This window comes from Acidimicrobiia bacterium (assembly GCA_029210695.1).
GTDB lineage: Bacteria > Actinomycetota > Acidimicrobiia > Spongiisociales > JAHEDJ01 > JAHEDJ01.
On sequence record JARGFH010000005.1, the window covers coordinates 83,307 to 106,789 of the forward strand.

The following is a 23,483-nucleotide window of genomic DNA, read 5'->3' on the forward strand; positions in this document are numbered from 1 at the left end:
GAGGTCGTTCTCGAATAGTATGTGCCTCAGAAGTATGATGCAAACGGATGATTGTTCCGAACAAACTGATCTCGAGTTGATCGATCGAATCGTTGCGGCCGTGTCCGAGCGAACGCCGGTCGGCATTGCCCGCGCCGTTGGCCGGTTGGTGTCGTCGGGTGAAGCCAAGCCGGGTGATCGGCTCCCAACCGTGCGGGCGCTCGCCGCCGCGCTTTCCGTCAGCCCGACCTCGGTGGCCGAAGCCTGGCTGGTGCTCCGGCAGTCGGGCACCATTGACACCGGGGGCAGGCGGGGGACATTCGTGCGGGAGGCAGGCCCGGCGGTGGGTACCGGCCGGATCTGGCGAGTGCCGGTCGAGCAGGGCGTCTACGAACTCGATCTCAGCACCGGCACGCCCGATCCGGATCTGCTTCCATCGCTCGGTTCGATCCTTCGAACACTCGGTGTAGCACCGGCCGTGACCAGCTACCTCGATCGACCCGTGCTCGAAGCCCTCGAACGGGTTCTGCTCGACCGCTGGCCGTTTCCCGCCGAACGGCTGACGGTCGTCAACGGGGCAATGGATGCTCTCGACCGGTTGGTGTCGCTGCTCCTCGGATTCGGCGACCGGGTCGTGGTCGAGAATCCCACCTTCGCTCCCATCATCGACCTGCTGGAGCGCAGCGGGGCCGAGATCATCAGTGTGCGACTGGATGCGGAAGGGATCGTGCCGGACTCGCTGGCCGACGCCCTCGCCCTGCAACCGGGCCTGCTGGTCATGCAGCCGCGCGCCCACAACCCAACCGGGATCGGCACAACCGAAGCGAGGGCGGCTGCTCTGGCCGGGCTGCTGGCCGACACCGGGACCTTGATCATCGAGGATGACCACTCGGGCGTGGTGTCGGGAGCACCGCTCCACAGCCTCGGAACCTTCCTGCCGGAGCGTGTCGTTCACATTCACAGCTTCTCGAAGGCCTACGGCCCTGATCTACGGCTGGCCGCAGTCGGTGGAGCGGCTGGGCCAATCGATGAACTGATTCGACGGCGTCAGCTCGGGCCGTCGTGGAGTAGCCGGCTTCTACAGTCTGTGCTTCTGCAACTGCTGACCGACCCGGCGGTCGACGCGTCTCTGGCGATGGCGGCGAGCACTTACGGCGAGCGCCGCCGGAGGCTGAGCGAAGCACTCGCCGGGCAGGGAGTCGAAATCGGCCCGGGGTCCGGCCTAAATGTCTGGCTTCCCGTTCGCGAGGAGCAATGGGCGCTGGTTGCCCTGGCTTCGCGCGGCGTCGGCGCCGCGCCCGGATCGCCATTTCAGATTGACGGGTCGGACGGTCCACATCTGCGCATCACGACCGCCCGGGTGCACACCGGCTTCAATGAACTGGCCGTCCGTCTCGCCGACGCGGCCCGGGCGGCTGGTAGCCGGAGCCTCCCCGCCTGAGCGGGCGGGTCGGTCCTCCCCATCGCCGGTTACCCTTCCGCCGATGTCCTACTTCCTCCTCACCAACGACGACGGCATCGACTCGCCCGCCCTTGTTCCGTTCTATCGAGCACTGGCCGAGATCGCCCCGGTTCGTGTTGTGGTTCCCGATCGAGAACGAAGCTGGATCGGCAAAGCCATCACCCGGTTCGAGGCCATTCATGTGCGAACCGTCATCAAGGACGGCGTCGAGATCGCCGTTGCAGACGGGTATCCGGCCGATTGTGCCCAGCTCGGTATCCACTCTCTGTTCGGGGAGAAGCCGGTGATGGTGATCTCCGGCATCAACGTCGGTCTCAACAACGGGCTGGGGTTCTTCCTCTCCAGTGGAACCGTCGGAGCAGCCGCCGAGGGCTGGATCGCCGGGATCCCGGCAGTGGCGTTCTCGACCGGCGATATCAAAGATCATCGGGGTTGGGCCGAGCTGGCCTGGTCGGACGACTCGACCCCGTTCTGGGAAGCGGCGTCGGAGGTGGCGGTCGATGTGCTGCGGTCGATTCTCGAGGTCGGCTACCCGGCTGCGGTCGATTTGCTCAACGTCAACTTCGCGGCAGACGTAGGGATCGACGCACCGCGCCGGGTCACCGACATTGCCAAAGTCGGCTACGACAACATCTTCCGTGAGGCATCTCCCGGCCGCTTCGTTCATGACTTTGCCACCGGACTCCGCATCGACGGCGATGTGGCGGGGACCGACGTCGAGGCGCTGGCGAGAGGATGGGTCTCGATCACACCCGTTCGCCTGGCTCACGGAGCACCGATCAGTGATTCCGTTCGGACGGCTCTCGAGCGGCGGTAAGCCGAGGTACGCGATGGGTCTGTTGCATGAGCTCAGCTGCGAGATCGAGCCGGCCAATCGTCTCCAGAGGTTGCTGCAGCGGCTGGCGTCCACCTTCCCGGTCGCCCGGATTCTCTCGAAGATCCTGGAGCCGCTGGACAGGGCGCTCTTCCGGGTGACGAGGGGCCGGATGACCGTCCCGGGCCTACTGGCAGGATTGCCGGTGATCATGGTGACGACGACCGGCGCAAGGAGCGGGAAGAGGCGGACGGCGCCGTTGATCGGGGTGCCGGTCGGCGACGGCCTGGCCGTCATCGGTTCGAATTTCGGACTCGCAACCACGCCGGGCTGGGTCTACAACCTCGAAGCCGATCCCTCGGGCATCGTGTGCTATCGGGAGAAGGCGGTGGCAGTCACCGCCCGGCGAGCCGATGAACGCGAGGTCGAGGAGGTGTTCCGCCTGGCGGCGGCCGTGTACCCCGGATACGCCAAGTACCGGGCCCGGGCCGGCCGGCGCATCATCCGCGTGTTCGTCCTCGAGTCCGCCATTTGAGCGACTCCGGCCGGGCGCCCGGTTAGTCCTCCAGCGTGTCGGCGTCCACCTTGGCAAAGAGCGGGACGGGTGGTTCGATCCTGGTCCCGGGCACCAGCGGTTCCCGTTCCCACGGGTGTTCGGCGAGCGTCCCCTCCTGCCCGAGGATCTCGTGGAGTCGTTGCGAAGTGAACGGCAGGAACGGGGCCAGGATCGTCTTGATGCCGTTGATCGCACTCAACGCCGTATGCAAGGTCGTCGCCGTGCGAATCAGGTCGGTCTTGGCCGTGGTCCAGGGCGCGGTCTCGTTCAGGTAGGCGTTGGCCTGCGAAGCCGCCGCCATGCCTGCCCGGAGCGCGCCGCGCAGCTCCACCTTCTCGAACTGGGCGGATGCCTCGGCAAGGGCTGCGTCCACCGAGTCGAGCAGAGCCCGGTCGCCGTTTTCGAGTTCGCCGGGGGCAGGGATCGTCCCATCGAAATGCTTGTAGGTCATGGCAAGAACACGGTTGACCAGGTTGCCCCAGGTGGCCACGAGCTCCTCGTTGACCCGGCGAGCGATCTCTTCGTCGGAGAGGTCGGTGTCGTTGTGCTCGGGGAGGATTGCGGCGATTGCATACCGAAGAGCATCCGGCTCGAACCGCTCGAGGTACCAATCGAGCGAACGTCCGACACCGCGCGACTTCGATGCCTTCGAGCCGCCGAACGTCACGTACTGGTTGCCGGGTACGTTGGTGGGCAGGTTGAGGCCACCGTGGCCCATCAACAGGGCGGGCCAGTAGACCGCGTGGAACGGGATGTTGTCCTTGCCGATGAAGTAGTAGGTCTCCGCCTCCGGGTTGAGCCACCAGTCTTTCCATGCCTCCGGCGTTCCCTGGAGTTGGGCCCACTCCTGCGGTGCCGAGAAGTAACCCATGACGGCCTCCCACCACACGTAGATGGACTTGCCCTCTCCCAGATCGTCAACCGGCAGCGGGATGCCCCAATCGAGATCGCGGGTGAAGGCGCGGTCGTGCAGACCGTCTTTCACCATCCCGATCGCGAAGTTGACTACGTGCGGCCGCCAGCCCTCGCGTGAGCGAAGCCATTCCAACAACGGTCCCTGGAAGGCGCTCAGCTTCCAGTAGTAGTGCTCGGTATCTCGCTCGACCGGGGTCGTTCCGGACAGCCTCGATCGGGGTTCGACCAGTTCGTGGGGGTCGAGCGTCTTCCCGCAATTGTCGCACTGGTCGCCCCTGGCATCCGTGGACCCGCAATGCGGGCAGGTCCCCTCGACGTACCTGTCCGGCAGGAACCGTTGCACTACTTCGTCGAAGAACTGACTCGTGGTGTGCTTGTAGAGGTAGCCGTTCTCGAGCAACTTCAAGAAGAAACCCTGAGCGACCCGTTTGTGATTATCGGTTCCGGTGGTTGTGAAGAGGTCGAAGTTGATGCCCAGTTGCTCCCAGTAGCGGAGGAACCGGGGGTGGTAGCGGTCGACGATCTCCTGGGGGGTCACGCCCTCTTCGTCTGCTTTCACCGTGATCGGCGTTCCGTGCACGTCGCTGCCGGACACCATGAGCACCTTGCTCCCCGCCATCCGGTGGTACCTGGCGAAGATATCTGGTGGAAGGTAGGCGCCGGCAACATGCCCGAGATGAAGAGATCCCGTGGCATATGGCCAGCCAACGGCGACGAGAACATGGCGATCAGTCATAGCGGGAGGGTACCAAAGACACGACGACGGGAAGTCGGATTAGACGTTGTCACAGAAACAGAACCTGGAACTCAGAACCTCTGCGGTCAGGTCATCTTCGGAGAACCGGACGATGGTCCACTCGCCGTCGAAGCTGCCGGAGATCTCGAGGCGCCGGCCCTCCGCGTCCACCGCGAAGGCGTAGCACCGGTACCTGCGGAGATCGTCCTCCCATTCGACGACGGACGGCGGGACGATGTGAGCTGAGATCCGGGCTCCGTCCTTTTCGAGCCGCGTCGAGAACTCCTCGAGCAGTCCGTCGCAAGCAGGTTGCTCGCTTTCGAAGAGGTTGCTGATTCCTGGATAGGGCGTGTCGGGAGGCGTCGCATCCTCGAGGTAACCGATGAACTGAGCCGTGTGTGTCAACCGGCAATCGACCGGGTCTGCGTTCAATGATGCGATGTGGCAATCCCCGGCTGATCTCTCGATCAGGCTGGCCTCGCCCAGTCCTTCCAGGGTCCCGGTCAACCGGGTGGCGCCACCGGTTGGATCCGTCAGTTCGGCGACGCATGCGATATACCGGTCGCCTTCGTCCCACTCGGTGAGGTCGGGCAGGTAGCGGACGGCCGTCGCCTTCGAGTCCGACCAGTCGACGCCGACGTAGTTGCGGAAGGCGAGACCGCACGACCGCTCGACCTCCGTTGAGAACGCTTCGCCCGGGTAGTCGTCCTCGGGTCCATAGTCCGTCGTACTCGCGTAGATCACCTCGTGGGTGTGCGGTCCGGTGCATGGGATGACATGGTTCCGTCCGTACGGGGCGAATGGCATGACGGTGTCCTCCCCGGTTCCGAACCACAGACAGTCGCCCGTTTGCCAGCGGTACGGCTCGTCGGCGCCCGCGATCGTGGCGGCCAACGCTCTCTCAGTTTCCGGTTCGGCGCCGATCATTGCGTAGAGGTGGGTGTTCGACGCCCAGAAATACCACCAGGAATCGGCCAGGAAGACGCGGTAGGCGGCCGTTCCCTCGACCGTGATGTCCTCGACATCGGCGAACGGCCCGGCCAATGATCCGGCTAGACCCGGAGCCAGGAACGGATCGCCCTGGAGGAACACTGCAGGGCTCATCGAGAGGCCGATGACGAGGTCGCCCCCTTCATCAGGTTCCAGGCCTGCGTAGCTGAGGCCCTCGATGACGCTGCCCATGACAGATCTGAGCCTGGAGTCGACGGACGCCAGATCGGACTCGTCGAGGTCGCTCCTGGTGAACCCGGCGGTCGTTCCCCACCCCTGCTCGGCGACGTCGACCGGGTCCGGCAACGACGGATCCGGCGACTCCGGGCCGGGGGCCGTGGTCGTGGTGGTTGTGGAGGTCACGTCGGGGGTTTGCGCGGTCGACGGTGGGCTGGTTGTGGGTCCGGTGCAGGCGGATGCAGCCAACATCAGCACGGCAGCAAGAGTCCAGAGGCGTTGCATGGATGAGACGTTAGTGAGGTCCGGAATCCAAGTTGTTCGTCGGGTTTGACCCCGACCGCGGCCCCCGCCAGGCGATTGGTATTTGCCTGGTGCTCTGAGGTCGTAATCTCTTGACCGCATGCTCCAGCTCGAAGGACTCGTCAAACGCTACGGCGATGTTGTAGCCCTCAACGGGTGCACCTTGACGGCCGCCCCCGGCCGCATGCTGGGGTTTCTGGGGCCGAACGGGGCAGGGAAGACGACCGCCATGCGGTCGGTGTTCGGTCTGGTGGCCCTGGACGCGGGCGGTGTCTCGTGGCGAGGCGCTCCGATCGATGAGCGAACCAGGCGGACCTTCGGGTATATGCCGGAGCAACGTGGTCTCTACCCGCGGATGAAGGTGCGCGACCAACTGGTCTATCTCGCCGAGCTACACGGGATGGCGGTTGAGGATGCCGTTCATTCTGTGGATCGCTGGCTGGAGGAGTTCGGGCTGAGCGAGCGAGCCCAGGATCGGCTCGAACAGCTTTCCCACGGCAATCAACAACGCATCCAACTGGTCGCTGCCCTCGTATTCGACCCTGATCTGCTGGTCCTCGACGAGCCCTTCAGCGGCCTTGACCCCCTCGGCGTCCAGGCCCTCGGCGCCACCTTGAAGCGGCAGGCGGCGGCCGGGAAGACGGTGGTGTTCTCGAGCCATCAGCTCGACCTGGTCGAGGACCTATGCGAAGAGGTAGCCATCATCCATGCAGGGAAGGTGGTGCTCTCAGGGGACGTCAAGGCAGTGAAGGAACGGGCGCTGCACCGGCGGGTCGAAGTGCAGGTCGCCGGAAGCGACGGGTCGTGGCTCCCGCAGTCGTCGCAGATTGTGAGCAGTTCAGTTCAGGGCGATCTGGTCGCGCTGGTGGTCGACCGCGGCTTCCCGATCGATGAATTGCTGACGCTGGCGGCCCGGGCGGGCACCGTGACCCACGTGTCGTTCGAGGCCCCGACGCTCTCCGAGGTGTTTCTGGAAGCGGTGGCATTGTGACCGGCCGCCGGGCCATCTGGCTGGTTGCGCGCCGCGAGTTGCGAGAGCGATCGAGAGGGCGGACCTACCGGATCACGACGGTGGTACTGATCCTCGCCACGGTCGCCGCCATCGTCCTGCCGTCGATCCTCGGTGGCAGTGACGAGGCAACCTATCGGCTCGGCCTGGTCGGCGAGATCGACGCGGAATTCGCGCCCACTCTCGAAGTGCTGGCCGAGGCTTCCGGCGTGTCGGTCGACACCGAGCAGTACGGCACTGTGGCCGGCGGCGAGGCCGCGGTGGCCGGCGGGGACATTGATGCCTTGCTGGTCGATGGAGCCGAGATCGTGGTTGAGCAGGCAGCGTCTCCGGGCATCTTCCTGACCGGCGAGTCGGGTCTGCTTGGACTCCTCAACGGGACGGCGCAAACGCTCGAGTTCCAGGACGTAGTGGCCGATGCCGGAGTCGGAGCCGACGAACTGGCGCAGATCCTGAGCGATGAGCCGCTCACCGTGCGAGGGCTCGAGCCCGAAGACCCGAATAGAGGCACGAATCAGGCGGTCAGCTTCGTTGCGATGTTCCTTCTCTACCTGGCCATACTCAGTTATGGAGCCTGGACTCTGAACGGAGTGATCGAGGAGAAGTCGAACCGAATCGTGGAGGTCTTGCTGGCGGTTCTGCGGCCCCATCATCTGCTGGCGGGCAAAGTGCTCGGCATCGGCTTGCTGGGACTCATGCAACTCGTGCTCGTGTCGGTATCCGGGCTGGTGGCCGCGCTGTCAGTCGATCTGTTCGACCTTCCCCGGGTGACGGTCTCGGTGGCCGCTTCGCTGGTGTTGTGGTTCGTCCTCGGTTTCGGGTTCTACGCGGTGGCCTATGCAGGGTTCGGCGCCCTGGTTTCGAGGATGGAGGACGCCCAGAGCGTCGCCACTCCCCTGACGCTCGTCGGAGTGGTCGGCTATATGGTGGCCTTCCAGGCGCTCGAGCATCCCGATGGAATGGTGGCCCGGATCACGACGTTCATCCCTCCGACGGCGCCATTCGTCGTGCCCATCCGAACCGTGCAGTCGGCCATTGCATGGTGGGAGCTGGCGCTGTCGGTGCTGGTAATGACCGCCGCCACGTACGGCATGATCCGCCTGGCCGGACGCCTTTATTCCGGGGGCATCCTCCACATCGGTCAACGGATGAAGGTCAAGGACGCCTGGCGTTCGGGGGAGTAGCCGCCATGTGTGGAGGGCCACGGTGCGGCGGCCGACACTGGTTGACTCCCGGTAGAGAGCAGCTTGACAGTGGCGTCTCGATCTTGATATCATTTGCATAATGACGCAAACAAGCAAGAATCCGTCCGACACGTCGTCCCAGTACTGCGACGATCTCAGCGTCCTGGTGCAACCGGAGCTCTTCAAAGCGTTGAGCGATCCGAACCGGCTCGTCCTCTTGACGACACTGTCCGAACGGGCAGAGCCGAGCACTGTATCGGAGGCGGCCGCCTGCTGTTCCGTGGATATGTCGGTCGTTTCGCGTCACCTGGCCACTATGCGAAATGCAGGTCTGCTGACCGCCGAGAAACGGGGACGTGAGGTTTACTACAGCGTCCCCCGCATGGAACTCGCCGCACAGCTGAGAACAATGGCAGACGCACTCGAGTCTTGCTGTCCCACCGAAGAGGAGTCGTTCGATGACTGATGTCCAACTCACCCGCAAACAAGTCTCGCAGGCATATGCAGAGGCAGTCGAGGCTGAGAGCTGTTGCGGCGGTGCTGCACCGAAGGGCGTGGCAGCCAAGCTGGCCGGCTACGACGAGGCCCTGCTGCGCGAGTTGCCGGCCGACGCCGTCGTCAACTCCTTTGGTTGTGGCAACCCGGTGGCGTTCGCCGCCATGGGCGAGGGCGATGCCGTCCTCGACCTCGGGTCCGGGGCGGGGATCGACTTGCTGCTGGCCGCCAAGAAGGTCGGGCCGACCGGCTCGGTCATCGGTATCGACATGACCGACGAGATGATTGCGAGGGCCCGGGAGAACATCGCCGCCGCCGGTCTCGAGAACGTGGAGATCCGGAAGGGGATCATTGAGGAACTGCCGGTCGAAGATGCCTCGGTCGACTGGGTCATTTCCAATTGCGTGATCAACCTCTCGCCGGAGAAGGATCGTGTGTTCGCCGAGATTGCGCGCGTCTTGAAGCCGGGAGGCCGCATGTCGGTGTCGGACATCGTCGCCGAGGCATTGCCCGACTGGGTGCGAGCGGACGAAACCCTATACAACTCGTGTATCAGCGGGGCGATCAATGAATCCGACTACCTGCGTGGATTAGCGGCGGCCGGCCTGGTCGACGTGCAAGTCGAGGAGCGGTTGCCGTACGACACGGCCCAGATGGAGGCGCTGCTCGTCTCTGAGCTTCTCGGCGAGCCCGCCTCCGGGTGCTGCGGCTCCGGACAGACCGACGTCGCCAAGGTGGCCGAGTCGGTGGCGGGCAACGTTTGGAGCGCCAGGGTCACCGCCCGCAAACCCTGACCCGATTTCTCCGCAATGCTGTGTACGGAATTCGCACCATTGCATTGCCGAGAAAACCCGGGTTGATTTCTGCGCAATGCTGTGTACGGAATTCGCGCCATTGCATTGCCGAGAAAACTCGATCAGCGGGAGCGGCGCCGGTTCCAGCGTCGGTAGAGGTCTACCCAGAGCGGGTCGAATCCGGCCTCGTCGGCGGCCGGCTGATCCTCCACGGGATCCGGAGTCGCCGGCGTCGTTTGTCCACGGAGTTCCGCCAAGCGCTCCCGGAGGAACACCACCTCGGTCTCGGCTTTGGCGGCGCGTTCCCTGGCATCCGCCAACTGCTGGCCGGCCTCGTGGAGGTTGCCCAACTGGTTGAGCATCTTGTTCCACGCATCCAGCGGAACCAGCATCGTGCCTTCAGGGACCTCGGGCGTGACCGGCTGTGAAACGATTGGTTGTGTTTCAGGGTGATCGGTCGCCGGTTGCTCGTCGCCAGTTGGAGCCTCTTCGGCAGGTTCCGTCGACTGTGCCTGTACGTCTTCGTCTCCGTCTTCGTCCTTGTCTTCGTCTTCGTCCTTGTCTTCGTCAGACGCGTCCGACCCGCTCGCGTCCACTTCTTCACTAGCGACGAGCGACTCGCGACTCGGAACTTCTTGACTCGCGACTCGCGACTCGCGACTCGGAACTTCTTCACTAGCGACCCGCGACTCGCGACTCGCGACCTGGGTGTGCTGGCGCCCCAGGTGATCGGCCCAGGCGATCACCTCGGACAACTCCACGTATCTCCGGTCTCCGGTCTCGTCCAGCTCGAAGCGTGAATCGATGCGCTGCTTGCGGGCCCAGTTCCGGATGGTCGAAGCGGGGATCCCGGTGAGTTCTCCGGCGTCGTGCAAATCGACCCAGCGTTCGTTGCTTGACGTGTCCTGGGGGAGCGGGTCGGCCGGTCTGGTTTGCTGGCTGGGGACGGGTCGTCGTGAATCTGTCATCGCCGCCAGGATACGACAGCTCAATCGAACCAGGAACTCAGAAGCTGGAACTAGTTCGTGTTCCCCTATCAAACTCGCCATGAGTTAGATAGACTCAGAGTGGTGAAACGGTCACAGGCGATGAGGCTGGTCGTGGCGGCGGTGCTGGTTGCACTGGTTGCTTCCGCCTGCGAAACCGTCGAATCCGAGGGAGCGCCCGCCACCACCACGACCGAACGCCTCGAGGTGCTCGATGTGACCGTGACGACGAGACCGGGGGTCATTCCGAGGGACGCCACGGCCGGATCCGGCGTGCTGCGGGTTGCCCAGCACAGCAGCGCCACGATGGTCACCACAACGACGTCGACTTCGACGACGACCTCCACCACTACCACCACCCCGACCCGACCCCTCGTCCCGTTCCCGGCCGTGCCGTTGCTCACCATCTTCGAGGCGGCTGAGAAGAAAGCGGTCCACGTGGTCTCCGACCCCTACACCATTGAACCGGACGGGTGCGAGGGGGTCATCTGGACGGCCGGCGGCAACGATTGGTCGGCATTCGTGGTGACTTCGGCGACGGCCGACGGATACTGCGAGATATGGTTGGGCGGGCAATCAGAGAACCCCGATTACACCGGCAACCCGTTCCTGTACTGCCTCTTGCCTGAAGATCACGACCCCGTGAAGGTGGCCTCAGACGCCAATTCCGACTGGGTGGCCGAACCGGGGCTATGTGCCCCAACCGGGTTCGACCAGGGCTGACCGCCCCGTTGTCGTGCAACGCGGCGTCGGGTCCCTAGGATTCCCCCTACATGCCAGATGAAGCAGAGATTCGTAAGGTCGTTCGACGCGTCGTCGAAGGCCTCGTCCCGGACGACGCCACGCCACCCGGCGGGGAGCAGGCAGAGCACCCCGTGATTGCTGTCGGAGCCGATCATGGTGGATATCCGCTCAAGGAACGGATCGGGTTTCGGCTGAAGGAGGCCGGCTACGAGGTGATCGACTGCGGTACGGATTCCGCAGATCCGGTGGATTATCCGGACATCGCCCACAAGGTGGCCCGCAAGGTGGCGGACGGCGAGGCAACCTACGGTGTCATCATTGACGGCGCCGGCATCGGGTCTGCCATAGTGGCCAACAAGGTCCCCGGAGTGCGTGCAGCTCTCTGTTACGACCTTTCGAGCGCCCGCAACAGTCGGGAACACAATCATGCCAACATCCTCACGCTTGGAGCGGGATTGATCGGCGACGGGCTAGCGTGGCAGATCACACAGGAATGGCTCGCCACGCCGTGGGCACCCGGCCGGCATGCTGCCCGCATCACCAAGATGATGGAATACGAGCAGCGCTATGTGAGAGATGAAACATGAATCGCGAAGAACTCATTGAGGCGGTGACCGCAGAAGTGCTGGCTGCGCTGTCTGGTTCCACCGACCCTGATGCCGACTGCGAAGGTGCCTGCGCCGCCCACAGCCCCGACAAGGTGCGGAAGATCGTCGCCAATGGGGCCGGGCGGGTCAGTTACCGGGGAAACGGCGCGGAGGTTCCCCTCGACCTCGCCAAGTTCATCGATCACACGCTGCTCAAACCCGATGCCACAGCCGATGACATCGACCTGCTCTGTAGAGAAGCCATGGACTACGGATTTGCCGCCGTGTGCGTGAACCCGGCCTGGGTGAAGCGGGCGGCCACCAACCTGCGCGGCACCGATGTCCGGGTCGCCTCGGTCGTCGGGTTCCCGTTCGGAGCGACCACCCCGGACATCAAGGCCATGGAAACCCGCAGAGTGCTGCGGGACGGCGCCCGTGAGATCGACATGGTGATCAACATCGGAGCCCTCAAATCGGGTCAATTCGATGAAGTTCGAGAGGACATCGCCCGGGTCTCGGATGCGTGCCACGAGGTCGGGGCCATCAACAAGGTGATCATCGAGACCAGCCTCCTCCAGGACGAGGAGAAAGTCATGGCCTCTCACCTGGCCAAGGAAGCCAAGGCCGATTACGTCAAGACATCCACCGGATACGCCGGTGGGGGAGCAACGGTCCATGACGTGCTGCTCATGCGTGAGACGGTTGGACCGGACATGGGAGTCAAAGCGTCTGGCGGTGTCCGCAACCGGGCAGATGCCGAAGAGATGATCGCGGCCGGCGCCACTCGAATCGGCGCTTCGGCCGGTATCTCAATCGTCACGGGAGGAACATCGAGTGAGCAATATTGACCTGCGGTCCTTCGTCTTTCTAGACAGCCTTCAACCGCAGTACGCGGCGTTCATCGGCACGACTGCCCAGGGGTTCTTGCCGCTCGCATACGATGCATCACTGTTCGTCGAGATCGCGCCTGGAATCGAGATCAACCGTGTCACCGACATCGCCTTGAAGTCGAATCAGGTCAAGCCCGGCATGCAGATCGTCGAGCGTTACTACGGACTTCTCGAGATCCACTCGCCTGAGCAGGCGGAGGCCCGGGGGGCGGGGGCTGCGATCCTCGATGCGATCGGCCTGGCCGAGTCGGATCGCCTGAAGCCGAAAATTCTCTCGAGTCAGATCGTTCGCCGAATCGACGATCATCAGGCGCAACTGATCAACCGGATGCGACATGGGAACATGATCATCCCGGGGCAGACGCTCTACGTGCTCGAGTGTGAGCCGGCCGCCTACGCGGCGCTGGCCGCCAACGAGGCCGAGAAAGCCTCCAAGATCAACGTGCTGGAGGTGCGGGCATTCGGGTCGATGGGCCGGGTCTACCTCGGTGGAGAGGAAGCGGACATCGACGTGGGTTGGAGGGCGGCCGTTGCCGCTTTGGAAGGTTTGGAAGGCCGCGAGCAATAACGACGAGGAGGAGAGCCAATGGCCGACGCCCTTGGAATGATCGAAGCGAGAAGCTTCGCAGCAATGGTCGAAGCTGCCGACGCGATGGTGAAGGCAGCCAAAGTGGAACTGGTCTCCTATGAGGAGACGGGAGGCGGCTACGTGACCGCCGTCGTCCGCGGTGATGTCGCAGCCGTGAAGGCGGCCGTAGAGGCAGGCGTACGCGGCGCCGAGCGTGTCGGTGAAGTGGTCGCAAGCCATGTCATCGCCCGTCCGCACACCAACATCGATCTCGTGCTCCCGCTCGGCCGTGCCGACGAGGCAGGCAAGGAGTAAGGAGGGAGCGCATGCTCCTCGGACGTGTATCTGGCACCCTCGTCGCCAGCCGGAAAGAGCCGCGCTTATCGGGGCTCAAGTTCCTCGTGCTCAGCCAACTCGACGTCGACAACACAGAAACCGGCGGCTACGTGGTAGCCGCCGATGCGGTCGGGGCCGGCGTCGGGGAGGTCGTTCTCTATGCAACCGGCAGCTCGGCAAGGCAGACCGAGTTCACACACGAACGGCCGTGTGACGCGGTGGTCATGGCGATTGTCGACACCTGGGAGGTCGGCGGTGATGAGCGCTACCACAAGTAATCCATGAGCCGTCTCACCAGCGAAGAGATCCGGGCGATCATCGACCGGGTCGATCGGAGGCTCGGCGAGGTTTCCTCATCGGACCGTCCGGCATCGACGCTGCGTGCTCAGGCGGAGCTGGCAGCCTCGGAAGCTGAGTTAGGCGACGGCATCTACCGGACCATCGACGAAGCGGTGGCCGCCGCCGGTCGAGCCCACCGAGCTTATGCGGCCATGGGCCTCGAGACCCGCAAAGCGATCGTGGCGTCCATGCGGAAATCCATGCTCGAGCATGCAGAGCAACTCGCCTTGCTGGCCCATACCGAGACCGGGCTGGGGAGGTATGAGGACAAGATCCGCAAGAACAGGGTCGTTGCACTCAAGACACCAGGTCCCGAGGATCTCGAACCGGTAGCTATCAGCGGCGATCGAGGCATGGCAGTGATCGAATGGGCGCCGTTCGGGTTGGTCGGCGCCATCACGCCGACCACGAATCCAACGTCGACGATCATCAACAACGCCATAGCCATCGTATCCGCCGGCAACGCCGCCGTCTTCAATGTTCATCCGAACGCCAAGCGGGTCTCAGCCGAGAACATCCGCTTGCTCAACCGGGCGATCGAGGCAGCCGGCGGCCCGCCGGATCTGATCACGGCCATCCCCGATCCAACGATCGACTCTGCCAAAGCGTTGATGCACCATCCCGACGTACCGGTCCTCCTCGTCACCGGTGGTCCGGGTGTGGTGCGCGAGGCGCAGCAGACGTCCAAGCGGGCGGTGGCGGCCGGGCCGGGAAATCCGCCGGCGGTGGTCGATGAGACCGCCGATATCGACCGGGCAGCTGCCGCCATCGTGGCCGGTGCATCGTTTGACAACAACATCATCTGTGTTGACGAGAAGGAAGCGATCGTGGTCGACTCAGTCGCCGACCGCCTCCTGCGGGCCATGGCGAACAGCGGGGCGTACCTGCTCAAGCAGCATGAACTCCAGCGACTCGAGCGAGTCATCTTTCGGGAACTCGGCCAGCCGAACAAACCCGGCGTCATCAACCCGCAGTGGATCGGCAAGAACGCCTCCGAGATCCTGGCCCAAATCGGCGTGCAGGTTGCCGACGATGTCCGCCTGATCGTCGCCGATGTACCTCGCCAGCACAGTCTGGTTTGGACGGAGCAGATGATGCCGGTCTTCCCGGTGGTCCGGGTTCCGAACGTTGACGTGGCCATCGACCTCGCCGTCGAGGTCGAGCACGGTTTCCGGCACACCGCCGGCATCCACTCGACCAACGTCGAAACCATCACGCGCATGGCCAAGGCGATGAACTGCTCGATCTTCGTGGCCAACGGACCGTTTTATGCCGGCCTCGGCGAGGGAGGCGAGGGGTATTCGTCGTTCTCGATCGCCAGTCCGACCGGTGATGGCCTCACCCGCCCGCGTACCTTCTCGCGGGAGCGCCGGGTCACCGTGGTCGGTGCCCTGAGGATTGTCTAATGCCCATGCAGCCGGCCGTCGCTCTCCTCGAGTTCGACTCGATTGCAATCGGCATCGAAACCGGCGACGCCATGATCAAACGGGCACCGCTCGATGTGATCAAAGCCGGGACGGTTCATCCCGGGAAGTACCTGGTGCTGGTTGGTGGCCGGGTGGCCGATGTCGAAGAGGCGCTCGAGGCAGGCCGCCTCGTGGGGTCCGAGCACCTGATCGACGAGATGGTGCTGCGTGATGTGCACGATGACGTGGTGGCGGCGCTGGCCGGGTTTCGCCACGCCGGTGATGGTGAAGCGCTTGGTGTCATTGAGACGACGACCGTGGCGGCCATCATCGAAGCTGCAGACGCCGGCGTGAAGGGAGCGAGGGTCACGTTGCGGGAGATCCGCATGGCAGATGGATTGGGCGGCAAGGGATACCTCCTGTTCGACGGCCCGGTCGCCGAGGTCGAAGCGGCCGTCGAGATCGGCTCCGATCGGGTGCCCGATCAGCTCGTCGCCCGGCGGGTGATTGCCCAGATCCATGCCGAGATGGACGAGAACCTGGTAGCCGACGGTCGATTCCGCCCGCGGATGCGAGGTGGAACCCAGTGAGCCGGGGTGCGATCTGCAGCGGTTCTGTGCGACGCTTCGAGTCGCCGGGAGGTCGCAACTGGGTCGGTCCCCCCGGAGGGGGGAAGGTACCTGCGCCGGAGCGAAGCGGAGGCGGAGGTAGGGGGGCCAACCGGCAAACACCGTCCGCGGAACAAGATACCCGTCGGGGGGGTTCATGCAGTTAGGCCGTGTCATCGGGACGGTGGTGGCTACCGAAAAGACCCCGAACCTCGAAGGGGTGAAGTTTCTCATCGTGCAGCCGCTGACGAAGGAACTCGAGCCGACCGGCAGGGCAGTGGTAGCCGCCGACGGGGTAGCGATGACCGGACCCGGCGAACTCGTCTATATCGTCGATTCGCGCGAGGCTGCCCAGGCCATGCCGGAACCATTCGTGCCGGTGGACCACGCGATTGTCGGCATCGTTGATGACGTGACCCTGGAGGGCTCATGAATCTCGAGTCGCGAGTCGCGGGTCGCGGGTTGCGCCGTACAAGGTTCGGGTACCCCGAAGGGGAGTCCGCATGAAGATCGCCAGAGTGGTCGGCACGGTCGTCTCCACGATCAGCGCACCGATCTTCGATGGGCAACGGCTCCTGCTCTGCGACTACGTCGACCCGACCGGTGAGCCGACGGGCGGCTACGTCATCGCCGTCGACGTGGTCGATGCCGGGGCGGGCGAAACGGTCCTCATCCTCGATGAGGGTACGAGCGCCCGGCAAATCATGGGCGAGAAGGTGGCGCCGATTCGGGCGATTGTCGTAGGTGTGGTGGATGAAGTGGAGGCGTCGTGAGCATTAATCCGCAGCTCTACTCCAGATTGCTACGTTCTCATCCGTGGCACGGTGTTCCGATCGGCGCGGGGGCTCCTGCGACCGTCACCGCCTATATCGAGATCGTCCCTTCCGACACCGTCAAATACGAACTGGACAAGGAGACCGGCATTCTCAAGGTCGACCGGCCGCAGCAGTTCTCGAATGTCTATCCGACGTTGTACGGGTTGATTCCACAGACGTACTGTGGAGAACGGATCGCCGAGTTGTGCATGGAGCGCGCCTCGCGCACCGGCATCGTGGGTGATGGCGATCCCCTCGATGTCTGCGTTCTGGCCGAGAAGTCGATCACACACGGCGACATCCTGTTGCCCGTCGTACCGATCGGCGGATTGCGGATGATCGACGGCGAAGAGGCCGACGACAAGATCATCGCCGTCATGAGGGGCGACGCCATATACGGGCACATGAAGGACATCTACGAGTGTCCGCCGGCGCTCATCGACCGTCTCAAGCACTACTTCCTGACCTACAAGCAGGCTCCGGGACCCGGCACGCGCAAAACGGAGATCACCCACGTGTACGGCCGCGAAGAAGCGCACGAGGTGATCGAGCGCAGCATGGCGGACTATGCAGAATCGTACGGCGACATACAGGGTTTGCTCGGCGAGCTCAGCTGAGCCCTTGACATGATGACACCATTCTGACATTATTTCGATGTCAGAATGGTGAAAGAGGCAGATGAGCAACCAACGAAGCGGGTTCCGGACGTTTTTGATCGTCTGGATCGGGCAACTCATCTCGGTCACCGGTTCAACTCTGACCGGATTCGGGCTGGCCATCTGGGTGTATGTCGAGACCGATAGCGTCACCCTGCTGGCCGTCCTGACGCTGGCGGCCAGCGTTCCCGGTATGGCGATAACGCCATTCGCCGGACCACTGGTCGATCGGATGGACCGGAGGATCGTCATGCTGCTGGCGGACTCAGCAGCCGGCCTGGCCACGATGGCCGCGGCCGCCTTGTACTTCACCGGCAACCTCGAGGTGTGGCACATCTATCCGATCGCAGCCGTCGGGTCGATGGCAAACGCCTTCCAGGAGCCTGCCTATCTCGCCTCGGTACCTCTGATGGTTCCGAAAGAACACATCGGTCGAGCCAACGGAATGATCCAGCTCGGTCCGGCCATCGGGACCATCACCGCCCCGGCGTTGGCCGGTGTTCTCGTCCTCACGGCCGGGATCGGCGCGGTCTTGCTCGTCGATATGGCCACGTTCATCGTGGCCGTAGGCACGCTGTCGTTGGTGCGGATCCCGCGTCCGGAACGAACCTCCGACGAAGACGAGGGGGAACCGCTCCTGCGCGGATTCGGGCGCGGATGGAGCTACATCCGTGAACGACCCGGTTTGTTCGGGTTCCTGCTCATGGCGGCCTTGCTCAACTTCATTCTCGGTTTCGCCAACGTCCTGTTTCTGCCACTGCTCCTCAGTTTCTCGAACGAAGCCGCGGCGGGCGGGATCATGTCGATCGCCGGCATCGGCATGCTGGTGGGGTCTGTCGTGATGAGTGTGTGGGGTGGGCCGAAGCGCCGCGTGCCCGGCATGCTCGGCTTCATGGCGATCTCCGGGGTCGCCGTCTCGATCACGGGCGTGAGAGCGTCGGTCCTGTGGATCGCCGGATCGGCTTTCACGCTCATGGCGACGGTTGCCATCGTCAACGGCACGTCCCAGGCGCTGTGGCACACCAAGGTGGCACCCGATATGCAGGGCAGGGTCTTCTCCGTACGAAGGCTGCTTGCGCAGTTCGCCGCTCCCATCTCATATCTCCTGGCAGGACCGCTGGCCGACAACGTATTCGAGCCGGCATTAGCCGAGGGTGGGGCGCTGGCGGATTCGGTCGGAGCCATCATCGGGACCGGGCCGGGCCGAGGGATCGGGTTCCTCTTCGTGTTGATGGGGATCGGCACGGTGCTCGTGGCCTTTGCCGCGTACGGACGACCGCACATTCGCAACCTCGAATTCGAACTCCCGGACATGATCGGCGGAACCGTCGGGAAAGCTCGTCAGTTCGGCGCATGACGGTGCGCAGTAGGTAACGTGGCAGAACGCCGATCGACGGAGCCGATGTGCCTATTCCCGAGCCGAGCTTCACCATGGGGATCGAAGAGGAGTACCTCCTCGTCGATCTGGAGACGAGGGATCTCGTGCGGGATCCGCCCGCCGATGTAATGGTCGACAGCCAGAACCTCCTCCAGGATCAGGTAGGTCCTGAATTCTTGCGCTCACAGATCGAAGTGGGCACCAAAGTGTGTTCAACCATCCAGGAAGCACGCGCCGATCTCGGTCGCCTCCGGCAGAACGTGGCCGAGGTGGCCGGGACCCACGGCATGGGCCTGATCGCCGCCAGTACGCATCCCTTTGCCCGCTGGGGGGAGCAACTGCCAACCGACAAGGACCGTTACCTCGAGCTCGAACGTGACATGCAGTCCGTCGTCCGGCGTCTCGTTATCTGCGGGATGCACGTGCACGTCGGTGTTGAAGACGATGACCTGCGCATCGACCTGATGAATCAGGTCACGTACTTCCTTCCGCACATCCTGGCGGCCAGCACATCGTCACCCTTCTGGCACGGCAACGACACCGGCCTCAAGAGCTACCGCATGACCGTGTTCAAATCGTTACCCCGCACCGGCCTGCCGGAGCACTTCTCGAGCTGGGGCGAGTATCAGCGCCATGTCAACGTGCTGGTCGAAGCCGGCATCATGCAGGACGCCACCCGACTGTGGTGGGATGTCCGGCCCAGCGCCAGGTATCCGACCATCGAGATGCGCATCGCCGACATCTGCACCCGCATCGACGACGGAGTGACCATCGCCACGCTCTTCGTTCTCTTGCTCCGCATGCTCTACCGCCGCCGGCGAAAGAACCAGCGCTGGCGCACCTACGCCAACATGCTCGTGGCGGAGAATACGTGGCGTGCACAGCGCTACGGGGTGCACGGGTCGCTCATGGACTACGGGCGGGGCGAGTTGGTCCCCTACGCGCAACTGGCTGACGAACTCATCGAGATTCTGTGGCGGGAAGCGGAAGAGACCGGGACGACCGCAGAGCTGCAGCATCTGGCCACGATTGCCAGAGAAGGAACGAGCGCCGACCGGCAGCTGGCCACCTACGTGGCTGCTGTGGAAGGCGGCGCCGAACCGCACGAGGCCCTCAAATCGGTGGTTGACATGCTGATGCGAGAAACGATCGATGGAGTCTGAGCCGCTTCGCCGGCGATTCGAACTCCCCGGCCCGCTCGACCTGATCCGCACGGTCGGTCCGCTGCTCGGACCGTCGCAATCCATCGGCCTGGTCGACCGGGGCGAGGTATGGCGGGCTTCGCGAACGCCGGTGGGATCAGTCACCCTTCACGTCGTAATAGGCGAGAGGGCCGTCGATGCTGAGGCCTGGGGGGAAGGAGCCGATTGGGCGTTGGCACATGTCCCCGACCTGCTGGGCTTCTCCGATGATCCGACCACCTTCCGGCCGGATCACCCGCGGTTGCGCGACCTCCACGTGCGGGCAGGCGGAGTGCGGTTTGGGGCGACGCGGTCGGTATTCGAGGTGCTGGTTCCAACGATCCTCGGACAGAAGGTGACTACCAAGGAATCGCATAGCGGCTACCGGCGGCTTGTCGAGGTGCACGGCGAGCCGGCTCCTGGACCCCGTGATCTGCGGCTTGCGCCCTCGGCGGAGGTGCTCGCCGAGCTTCCCTACTTCGAGTATCACCCGCTGGGCATCGAACGGAAGCGGGCGGACATCATCCGCAGCGTTGCGGCTCGCATCGGGCGACTCGAGGAGATCGTGACGATGAATCGCGATGAGGCGGTGCAACGGTTGATGGCCTTCGAGGGAATCGGACCGTGGACGGCCGCCTTCGTGATGGCGGCGGCGCTTGGTGATGCAGACGCAGTTCCGGTTGGCGACTTCCACCTGCCGAATACCGTCGCCTGGGCGCTGGCGAGCGAGCCTCGGGCAGATGACGCCCGCATGCTCGAGCTGCTCGAACCCTATCGCGGCCACCGGGGGAGGGTGATCCGGCTGCTCAAGCAGGCCGGGATCCATGCACCCAAGTACGGCCCGCGCAGCCCGATCCGCAGCTTCGAGGGTAGTTGAGGACCAGGTTGGTCCCCGAATAGAGCTGCCCGGCGAGGTGGTCTGGTGAGTTGGGAAGGCGCCAGTTCCCGCCTCCGGCGCCGGGAATCAGCGCAGCAACTCGAGTGCTGCTGCGGCGACGAGTGACCCGTATCCGTCCGGGTCCACCATCTCATTGTGGCCTGCTCCCTCCACCATGGTCAGCTGCACCTCGTGACCCGCCCCGGTGAGTGCTTCGTGGAAGTCCAGGGTGGACTGCTGTGGGACCGTTCGGTCGGCGGTTCCTTGCAGCAGGCGCATCCGGAGGTCCGGGCGCCGATCGACATAGGTGTACGGATTGCCGTCCGCCCAGGTGTCGGGGACTTCGGCCGGAGCGCCACCGAAGAACGGGATGAGCAGCGGTGAGAACTGGTCGGAGTCGTACGGTCCGGCGACGCCCACGAACGCGTCCGGAAGACTCGAGCCCCCGTCGGCTAGACAATCTCCCTCGAATTCGTCCCCCGCCAGGGCGACAACCGCGCCGAGGTGCGCTCCGGCGGAGTAGCCGACCAGAGCGATCCGGCCCGGGTCACCTCGGTACGAGTCGGCGGCGTCCCGTGCGAAGCGCACTCCACACGAGATGTCTTCGAAGGTGCCGGGGTAGGAACCGCCGAGAGCGATCGTCCGGTAGGAGATGTTGTACACGACGGCTCCCTCGCCGGCGATCAGCGCGGCGAGACCTGCCAAATCGGAGCGTTCGCCTCCCACCCAACCACCACCGTGGACGAGAACGACCACGGGGAGCAGCTCGTCACCGGCAGGTCTGAGCACATCCAGCACCAGCAAATCGGTGAACGGAACCCGCTCGTCGGTCTCGATGGTCCCCCCCGCCGGTGCGATGGTGGCGATGGGTAGCGTTGGCGCCTCCACGACGGCAGAGGTCGACGGAGAACGGGAGGTCGCCTCGTTGCCGGCGCAGGCGGCGGTCAACATAACGGCGAAAAGGAGGGTGAGTAAGGAGCGGAGCACGCAAGGAGTGTATGGCAGGTCGAGCGTTGTGCTGCGAGCCCGGGCGTAGGCTGATCGTCGAACGAAGAGACGAGGAGCAATGAGACCATTCCGCTTCGGGTTGAGCCGCACCGTTGCCGAAGGACGGACCGACTGGGAAGAGCACGTCCGGCATGCCGAATCAGTGGGCTACGACGTCCTGCAGGTGGCTGACCACCTCGGCGCACTGGACCCTTTCGTTGCGCTCCAACTGGCGGCCGATGTGTCGACCTCGCTGAGGCTCGGCACGTACGTCATCAACAACGACTTCTACAACCCTTTGTTGCTGGCCAGGAGTGCAGCCACTCTGGATCTGTTTTCCGACGGCAGGCTCCAGTTGGGTCTGGGAGCAGGTTGGAATGTGCCCGAGTACGAGGCGGCGGGCATCTCGTTCGATCGGCCGGGGATCCGGATCGAACGGCTGGCCGAGGCGGTGACGGTGCTGAGGAAACTGTTCGGCGGCGAAGCGGTCGGGTTTGAAGGCGATCACTACTCAGTCCACACCGAGAAGCTGGAGCCGATTCCTCCGCAGGGGGCCGGCCTCCCGATCATGATCGGTGGAAACGGAGACCGCCTGCTCACCACCGCGGCGCGGATGGCCGATATTGTTGCCTTCACGGGATTCACGAGTGGAGCAGGGGGCCCCGATGCGTCTCACTTCACCACGGCGGGGCTGGCCGATCGGATCGAGCACGTCCGGGCCGGCGCCGCGGATCGATTCGTCGATCTCGAACTCAATGTGCTCGTCCAGAGGGCACTGGTGACCGATGATCGGCGCGCCGCCGCCGAGGCGCTGGCCGGTGAATGGGGCGGAGACGGACTGGCGGTCGATCCATCCGATCTTCTCGACAGTCCGTTCCTCCTCTTCGGAACGGTCGACGAGATCACCGAGGGGCTCGAGCGGGTCAGGGAAGAACTCGGTGTGTCGTATGTCACGGTGTTTGCCGGTAGGTCGGAGGGCTTCGACGCGGTCGTAGAGCGGTTGGCCGGAACCTGAGCGGTTACTCGAGCGCTGATGCGGCAGCTTCGTCCACCAGCCAGGTGACGTCCTCTGCTCCTTCGGCGACGAGCCTGGACGGCAATGGTTCACCGTCCATCACCCTGGCCAGGACTGAAGCTTTGTCCCGTCCGGCAACGAGGAAGATGAGGTGGCGGGTCCGGTGCAACAGCGGGAGGGTGGCAGTCAGCCGCCATCCCCTGCCGGGCACGAGGTTGGCGACGTAGTCGCGTTCCGTTTCTGCCAGGGCGGCCGTGCCCGGGAACAGCGAAGCGGTGTGACCGTCGTCTCCCATACCGAGGAGCACGATGTCCGGTGCAGCTCCGAGAATGCGCGTGAGTGTCGCCGCGTACTCCTCGGCGGCGGCTTGCGGCGGCCGTCCCTCCCCCCACGGAATCGCGAAGAAGGCCGCCGAAACGTGATCGAGCAGGGCCGTCCGCGCCGTCAAACCGTTGGAATCCTCGTGATCGGGAGGTACCCACCGTTCGTCGCTGAGCCAGGCGTCGACCCTGGTCCAGTCGATGTCCGCTTGATCACGCAGCCGTTCATAGGTGCCTCTCGGCGTGGAACCGCCGGCGAGCCCGAGCGAGACACGCTCACGTCCGGACGAGGCGATGAGCCCGGCGATGCGGGCGGCGGCCTGCCCGGCCAGGTCGGCCGGGTCCCGGGCAACAACGATGCGCATGACGCACCCTA

27 protein-coding genes are annotated in these 23,483 nt (G+C 64.3%); 22 read left to right on the forward strand and 5 right to left on the reverse strand.

Annotated elements, in window-relative coordinates; all coding sequences use genetic code 11:
* Positions 1–34: 34 nt before the first annotated feature.
* From P1T08_02840 to P1T08_02850, 3 genes are read left to right on the forward strand one after another with little or no spacing between them, the layout of a single operon-like run.
* A complete protein-coding gene (locus P1T08_02840) occupies positions 35–1,420 on the forward strand; it encodes an aminotransferase class I/II-fold pyridoxal phosphate-dependent enzyme (protein MDF1595027.1) in 1,386 nt (461 codons plus the stop codon).
* A gap of 43 nt (positions 1,421–1,463) precedes the next feature.
* The gene (gene surE, locus P1T08_02845; protein MDF1595028.1) at positions 1,464–2,258 is read left to right on the forward strand and encodes a 5'/3'-nucleotidase SurE; all 795 of its coding nucleotides are present in this window, start codon (positions 1,464–1,466) and stop codon (positions 2,256–2,258) included.
* A gap of 13 nt (positions 2,259–2,271) precedes the next feature.
* Entirely contained in the window at positions 2,272–2,790 is a 519-nt protein-coding gene (locus P1T08_02850) for a nitroreductase family deazaflavin-dependent oxidoreductase (GenBank protein ID MDF1595029.1), read from the forward strand.
* A gap of 22 nt (positions 2,791–2,812) precedes the next feature.
* Here the strand turns inward: P1T08_02850 and metG are convergent, their stop codons facing one another.
* Together metG and P1T08_02860 are read right to left on the reverse strand one after the other, a co-directional pair.
* Positions 2,813–4,462 (reverse strand): methionine--tRNA ligase, encoded by a 1,650-nt coding sequence (gene metG / locus P1T08_02855; protein ID MDF1595030.1) that lies wholly within the window; start codon positions 4,460–4,462, stop codon positions 2,813–2,815.
* Positions 4,463–4,501: 39 nt separating this feature from the next.
* Complete coding sequence (locus P1T08_02860; GenBank protein MDF1595031.1) at positions 4,502–5,914, reverse strand: septum formation family protein; 1,413 nt, start codon at positions 5,912–5,914, stop codon at positions 4,502–4,504.
* A gap of 118 nt (positions 5,915–6,032) precedes the next feature.
* Between P1T08_02860 and P1T08_02865 the strand changes: the two genes are divergently transcribed.
* From P1T08_02865 to arsM, 4 genes are all read left to right on the forward strand, one after another.
* Positions 6,033–6,923 carry an ATP-binding cassette domain-containing protein gene (locus P1T08_02865; protein MDF1595032.1) on the forward strand — a complete coding sequence of 297 codons (891 nt, stop codon included), beginning with the start codon at positions 6,033–6,035 and terminating at the stop codon, positions 6,921–6,923.
* A complete protein-coding gene (locus P1T08_02870; protein ID MDF1595033.1) occupies positions 6,920–8,125 on the forward strand; it encodes an ABC transporter permease in 1,206 nt (401 codons plus the stop codon). Before P1T08_02865 ends, P1T08_02870 begins: the two co-directional genes overlap by 4 nt.
* A 100-nt stretch (positions 8,126–8,225) precedes the next feature.
* A complete protein-coding gene (locus P1T08_02875; protein ID MDF1595034.1) occupies positions 8,226–8,591 on the forward strand; it encodes a metalloregulator ArsR/SmtB family transcription factor in 366 nt (121 codons plus the stop codon).
* On the forward strand, positions 8,584–9,414 hold the full coding sequence (gene arsM, locus P1T08_02880) for an arsenite methyltransferase (protein MDF1595035.1): 831 nt from the start codon (positions 8,584–8,586) through the stop codon (positions 9,412–9,414). Before P1T08_02875 ends, arsM begins: the two co-directional genes overlap by 8 nt.
* A 122-nt stretch (positions 9,415–9,536) precedes the next feature.
* Here the strand turns inward: arsM and P1T08_02885 are convergent, their stop codons facing one another.
* Positions 9,537–10,382 (reverse strand): hypothetical protein, encoded by an 846-nt coding sequence (locus P1T08_02885; GenBank protein MDF1595036.1) that lies wholly within the window; start codon positions 10,380–10,382, stop codon positions 9,537–9,539.
* Positions 10,383–10,484: 102 nt separating this feature from the next.
* Between P1T08_02885 and P1T08_02890 the strand changes: the two genes are divergently transcribed.
* The 14 genes from P1T08_02890 (at position 10,485) to P1T08_02955 (ending at position 20,785) form a co-directional block, all read left to right on the forward strand.
* Positions 10,485–11,123: a hypothetical protein gene (locus P1T08_02890; protein MDF1595037.1), complete on the forward strand. Its 639-nt coding sequence runs from the start codon at positions 10,485–10,487 to the stop codon at positions 11,121–11,123.
* Positions 11,124–11,173: 50 nt separating this feature from the next.
* Positions 11,174–11,731, forward strand: coding sequence for a ribose 5-phosphate isomerase B (gene rpiB, locus P1T08_02895; protein ID MDF1595038.1), 558 nt, complete (start codon positions 11,174–11,176; stop codon positions 11,729–11,731).
* A gap of 122 nt (positions 11,732–11,853) precedes the next feature.
* A complete protein-coding gene (deoC, locus tag P1T08_02900; GenBank protein ID MDF1595039.1) occupies positions 11,854–12,579 on the forward strand; it encodes a deoxyribose-phosphate aldolase in 726 nt (241 codons plus the stop codon).
* A complete protein-coding gene (locus P1T08_02905) occupies positions 12,566–13,189 on the forward strand; it encodes a hypothetical protein (GenBank protein ID MDF1595040.1) in 624 nt (207 codons plus the stop codon). Before deoC ends, P1T08_02905 begins: the two co-directional genes overlap by 14 nt.
* An 18-nt stretch (positions 13,190–13,207) precedes the next feature.
* Positions 13,208–13,504 (forward strand): BMC domain-containing protein, encoded by a 297-nt coding sequence (locus tag P1T08_02910; protein ID MDF1595041.1) that lies wholly within the window; start codon positions 13,208–13,210, stop codon positions 13,502–13,504.
* Positions 13,505–13,515: 11 nt separating this feature from the next.
* Entirely contained in the window at positions 13,516–13,803 is a 288-nt protein-coding gene (locus tag P1T08_02915) for a EutN/CcmL family microcompartment protein (protein ID MDF1595042.1), read from the forward strand.
* A gap of 3 nt (positions 13,804–13,806) precedes the next feature.
* Positions 13,807–15,270 carry an aldehyde dehydrogenase EutE gene (locus tag P1T08_02920; GenBank protein MDF1595043.1) on the forward strand — a complete coding sequence of 488 codons (1,464 nt, stop codon included), beginning with the start codon at positions 13,807–13,809 and terminating at the stop codon, positions 15,268–15,270.
* A complete protein-coding gene (locus tag P1T08_02925) occupies positions 15,270–15,860 on the forward strand; it encodes a BMC domain-containing protein (protein MDF1595044.1) in 591 nt (196 codons plus the stop codon). Before P1T08_02920 ends, P1T08_02925 begins: the two co-directional genes overlap by 1 nt.
* A gap of 175 nt (positions 15,861–16,035) precedes the next feature.
* Positions 16,036–16,311 carry a EutN/CcmL family microcompartment protein gene (locus P1T08_02930; protein MDF1595045.1) on the forward strand — a complete coding sequence of 92 codons (276 nt, stop codon included), beginning with the start codon at positions 16,036–16,038 and terminating at the stop codon, positions 16,309–16,311.
* A gap of 70 nt (positions 16,312–16,381) precedes the next feature.
* Positions 16,382–16,651 (forward strand): EutN/CcmL family microcompartment protein, encoded by a 270-nt coding sequence (locus P1T08_02935; GenBank protein MDF1595046.1) that lies wholly within the window; start codon positions 16,382–16,384, stop codon positions 16,649–16,651.
* The gene (locus P1T08_02940; GenBank protein ID MDF1595047.1) at positions 16,648–17,310 is read left to right on the forward strand and encodes an inorganic pyrophosphatase; all 663 of its coding nucleotides are present in this window, start codon (positions 16,648–16,650) and stop codon (positions 17,308–17,310) included. Before P1T08_02935 ends, P1T08_02940 begins: the two co-directional genes overlap by 4 nt.
* A gap of 61 nt (positions 17,311–17,371) precedes the next feature.
* Positions 17,372–18,706, forward strand: a complete 1,335-nt coding sequence (locus P1T08_02945) for an MFS transporter (GenBank protein ID MDF1595048.1) — start codon at positions 17,372–17,374, stop codon at positions 18,704–18,706.
* A 53-nt stretch (positions 18,707–18,759) separates the two neighbouring features.
* Positions 18,760–19,890: a carboxylate-amine ligase gene (locus P1T08_02950; protein MDF1595049.1), complete on the forward strand. Its 1,131-nt coding sequence runs from the start codon at positions 18,760–18,762 to the stop codon at positions 19,888–19,890.
* Positions 19,880–20,785 (forward strand): DNA-3-methyladenine glycosylase 2 family protein, encoded by a 906-nt coding sequence (locus P1T08_02955; GenBank protein ID MDF1595050.1) that lies wholly within the window; start codon positions 19,880–19,882, stop codon positions 20,783–20,785. The genes P1T08_02950 and P1T08_02955 overlap by 11 nt, the downstream gene beginning before the upstream one ends.
* A gap of 87 nt (positions 20,786–20,872) precedes the next feature.
* Here P1T08_02955 and P1T08_02960 read toward each other — a convergent pair whose 3' ends face one another.
* A complete protein-coding gene (locus tag P1T08_02960; GenBank protein ID MDF1595051.1) occupies positions 20,873–21,772 on the reverse strand; it encodes an alpha/beta hydrolase in 900 nt (299 codons plus the stop codon).
* A 79-nt stretch (positions 21,773–21,851) separates the two neighbouring features.
* Between P1T08_02960 and P1T08_02965 the strand changes: the two genes are divergently transcribed.
* Positions 21,852–22,787, forward strand: coding sequence for a TIGR03621 family F420-dependent LLM class oxidoreductase (locus P1T08_02965; GenBank protein ID MDF1595052.1), 936 nt, complete (start codon positions 21,852–21,854; stop codon positions 22,785–22,787).
* A 4-nt stretch (positions 22,788–22,791) separates the two neighbouring features.
* Here P1T08_02965 and pgl read toward each other — a convergent pair whose 3' ends face one another.
* Positions 22,792–23,472: a 6-phosphogluconolactonase gene (gene pgl, locus P1T08_02970; GenBank protein ID MDF1595053.1), complete on the reverse strand. Its 681-nt coding sequence runs from the start codon at positions 23,470–23,472 to the stop codon at positions 22,792–22,794.
* Positions 23,473–23,483: the final 11 nt, after the last annotated feature.

What these genes read in the sequence shown, in the direction of transcription:
- P1T08_02915 (MDF1595042.1), top strand. Translation starts at nt 13,516, where the DNA reads ATGCTCCTCGGACGTGTATCTGGCACCCTCGTCGCCAGCCGGAAAGAG.
- rpiB (MDF1595038.1), top strand. Translation starts at nt 11,174, where the DNA reads ATGCCAGATGAAGCAGAGATTCGTAAGGTCGTTCGACGCGTCGTCGAA.
- P1T08_02840 (MDF1595027.1), top strand. Translation starts at nt 35, where the DNA reads ATGATGCAAACGGATGATTGTTCCGAACAAACTGATCTCGAGTTGATC.
- P1T08_02965 (MDF1595052.1), top strand. Translation starts at nt 21,852, where the DNA reads ATGAGACCATTCCGCTTCGGGTTGAGCCGCACCGTTGCCGAAGGACGG.
- P1T08_02945 (MDF1595048.1), top strand. Translation starts at nt 17,372, where the DNA reads ATGAGCAACCAACGAAGCGGGTTCCGGACGTTTTTGATCGTCTGGATC.
- P1T08_02935 (MDF1595046.1), top strand. Translation starts at nt 16,382, where the DNA reads ATGAAGATCGCCAGAGTGGTCGGCACGGTCGTCTCCACGATCAGCGCA.
- P1T08_02860 (MDF1595031.1), bottom strand. Translation starts at nt 5,914, where the DNA reads ATGCAACGCCTCTGGACTCTTGCTGCCGTGCTGATGTTGGCTGCATCC.
- metG (MDF1595030.1), bottom strand. Translation starts at nt 4,462, where the DNA reads ATGACTGATCGCCATGTTCTCGTCGCCGTTGGCTGGCCATATGCCACG.
- P1T08_02875 (MDF1595034.1), top strand. Translation starts at nt 8,226, where the DNA reads ATGACGCAAACAAGCAAGAATCCGTCCGACACGTCGTCCCAGTACTGC.
- P1T08_02925 (MDF1595044.1), top strand. Translation starts at nt 15,270, where the DNA reads ATGCCCATGCAGCCGGCCGTCGCTCTCCTCGAGTTCGACTCGATTGCA.
- P1T08_02885 (MDF1595036.1), bottom strand. Translation starts at nt 10,382, where the DNA reads ATGACAGATTCACGACGACCCGTCCCCAGCCAGCAAACCAGACCGGCC.
- P1T08_02930 (MDF1595045.1), top strand. Translation starts at nt 16,036, where the DNA reads ATGCAGTTAGGCCGTGTCATCGGGACGGTGGTGGCTACCGAAAAGACC.
- P1T08_02955 (MDF1595050.1), top strand. Translation starts at nt 19,880, where the DNA reads ATGGAGTCTGAGCCGCTTCGCCGGCGATTCGAACTCCCCGGCCCGCTC.
- P1T08_02910 (MDF1595041.1), top strand. Translation starts at nt 13,208, where the DNA reads ATGGCCGACGCCCTTGGAATGATCGAAGCGAGAAGCTTCGCAGCAATG.
- pgl (MDF1595053.1), bottom strand. Translation starts at nt 23,472, where the DNA reads ATGCGCATCGTTGTTGCCCGGGACCCGGCCGACCTGGCCGGGCAGGCC.
- P1T08_02920 (MDF1595043.1), top strand. Translation starts at nt 13,807, where the DNA reads ATGAGCCGTCTCACCAGCGAAGAGATCCGGGCGATCATCGACCGGGTC.
- arsM (MDF1595035.1), top strand. Translation starts at nt 8,584, where the DNA reads ATGACTGATGTCCAACTCACCCGCAAACAAGTCTCGCAGGCATATGCA.
- surE (MDF1595028.1), top strand. Translation starts at nt 1,464, where the DNA reads ATGTCCTACTTCCTCCTCACCAACGACGACGGCATCGACTCGCCCGCC.
- P1T08_02865 (MDF1595032.1), top strand. Translation starts at nt 6,033, where the DNA reads ATGCTCCAGCTCGAAGGACTCGTCAAACGCTACGGCGATGTTGTAGCC.
- P1T08_02850 (MDF1595029.1), top strand. Translation starts at nt 2,272, where the DNA reads ATGGGTCTGTTGCATGAGCTCAGCTGCGAGATCGAGCCGGCCAATCGT.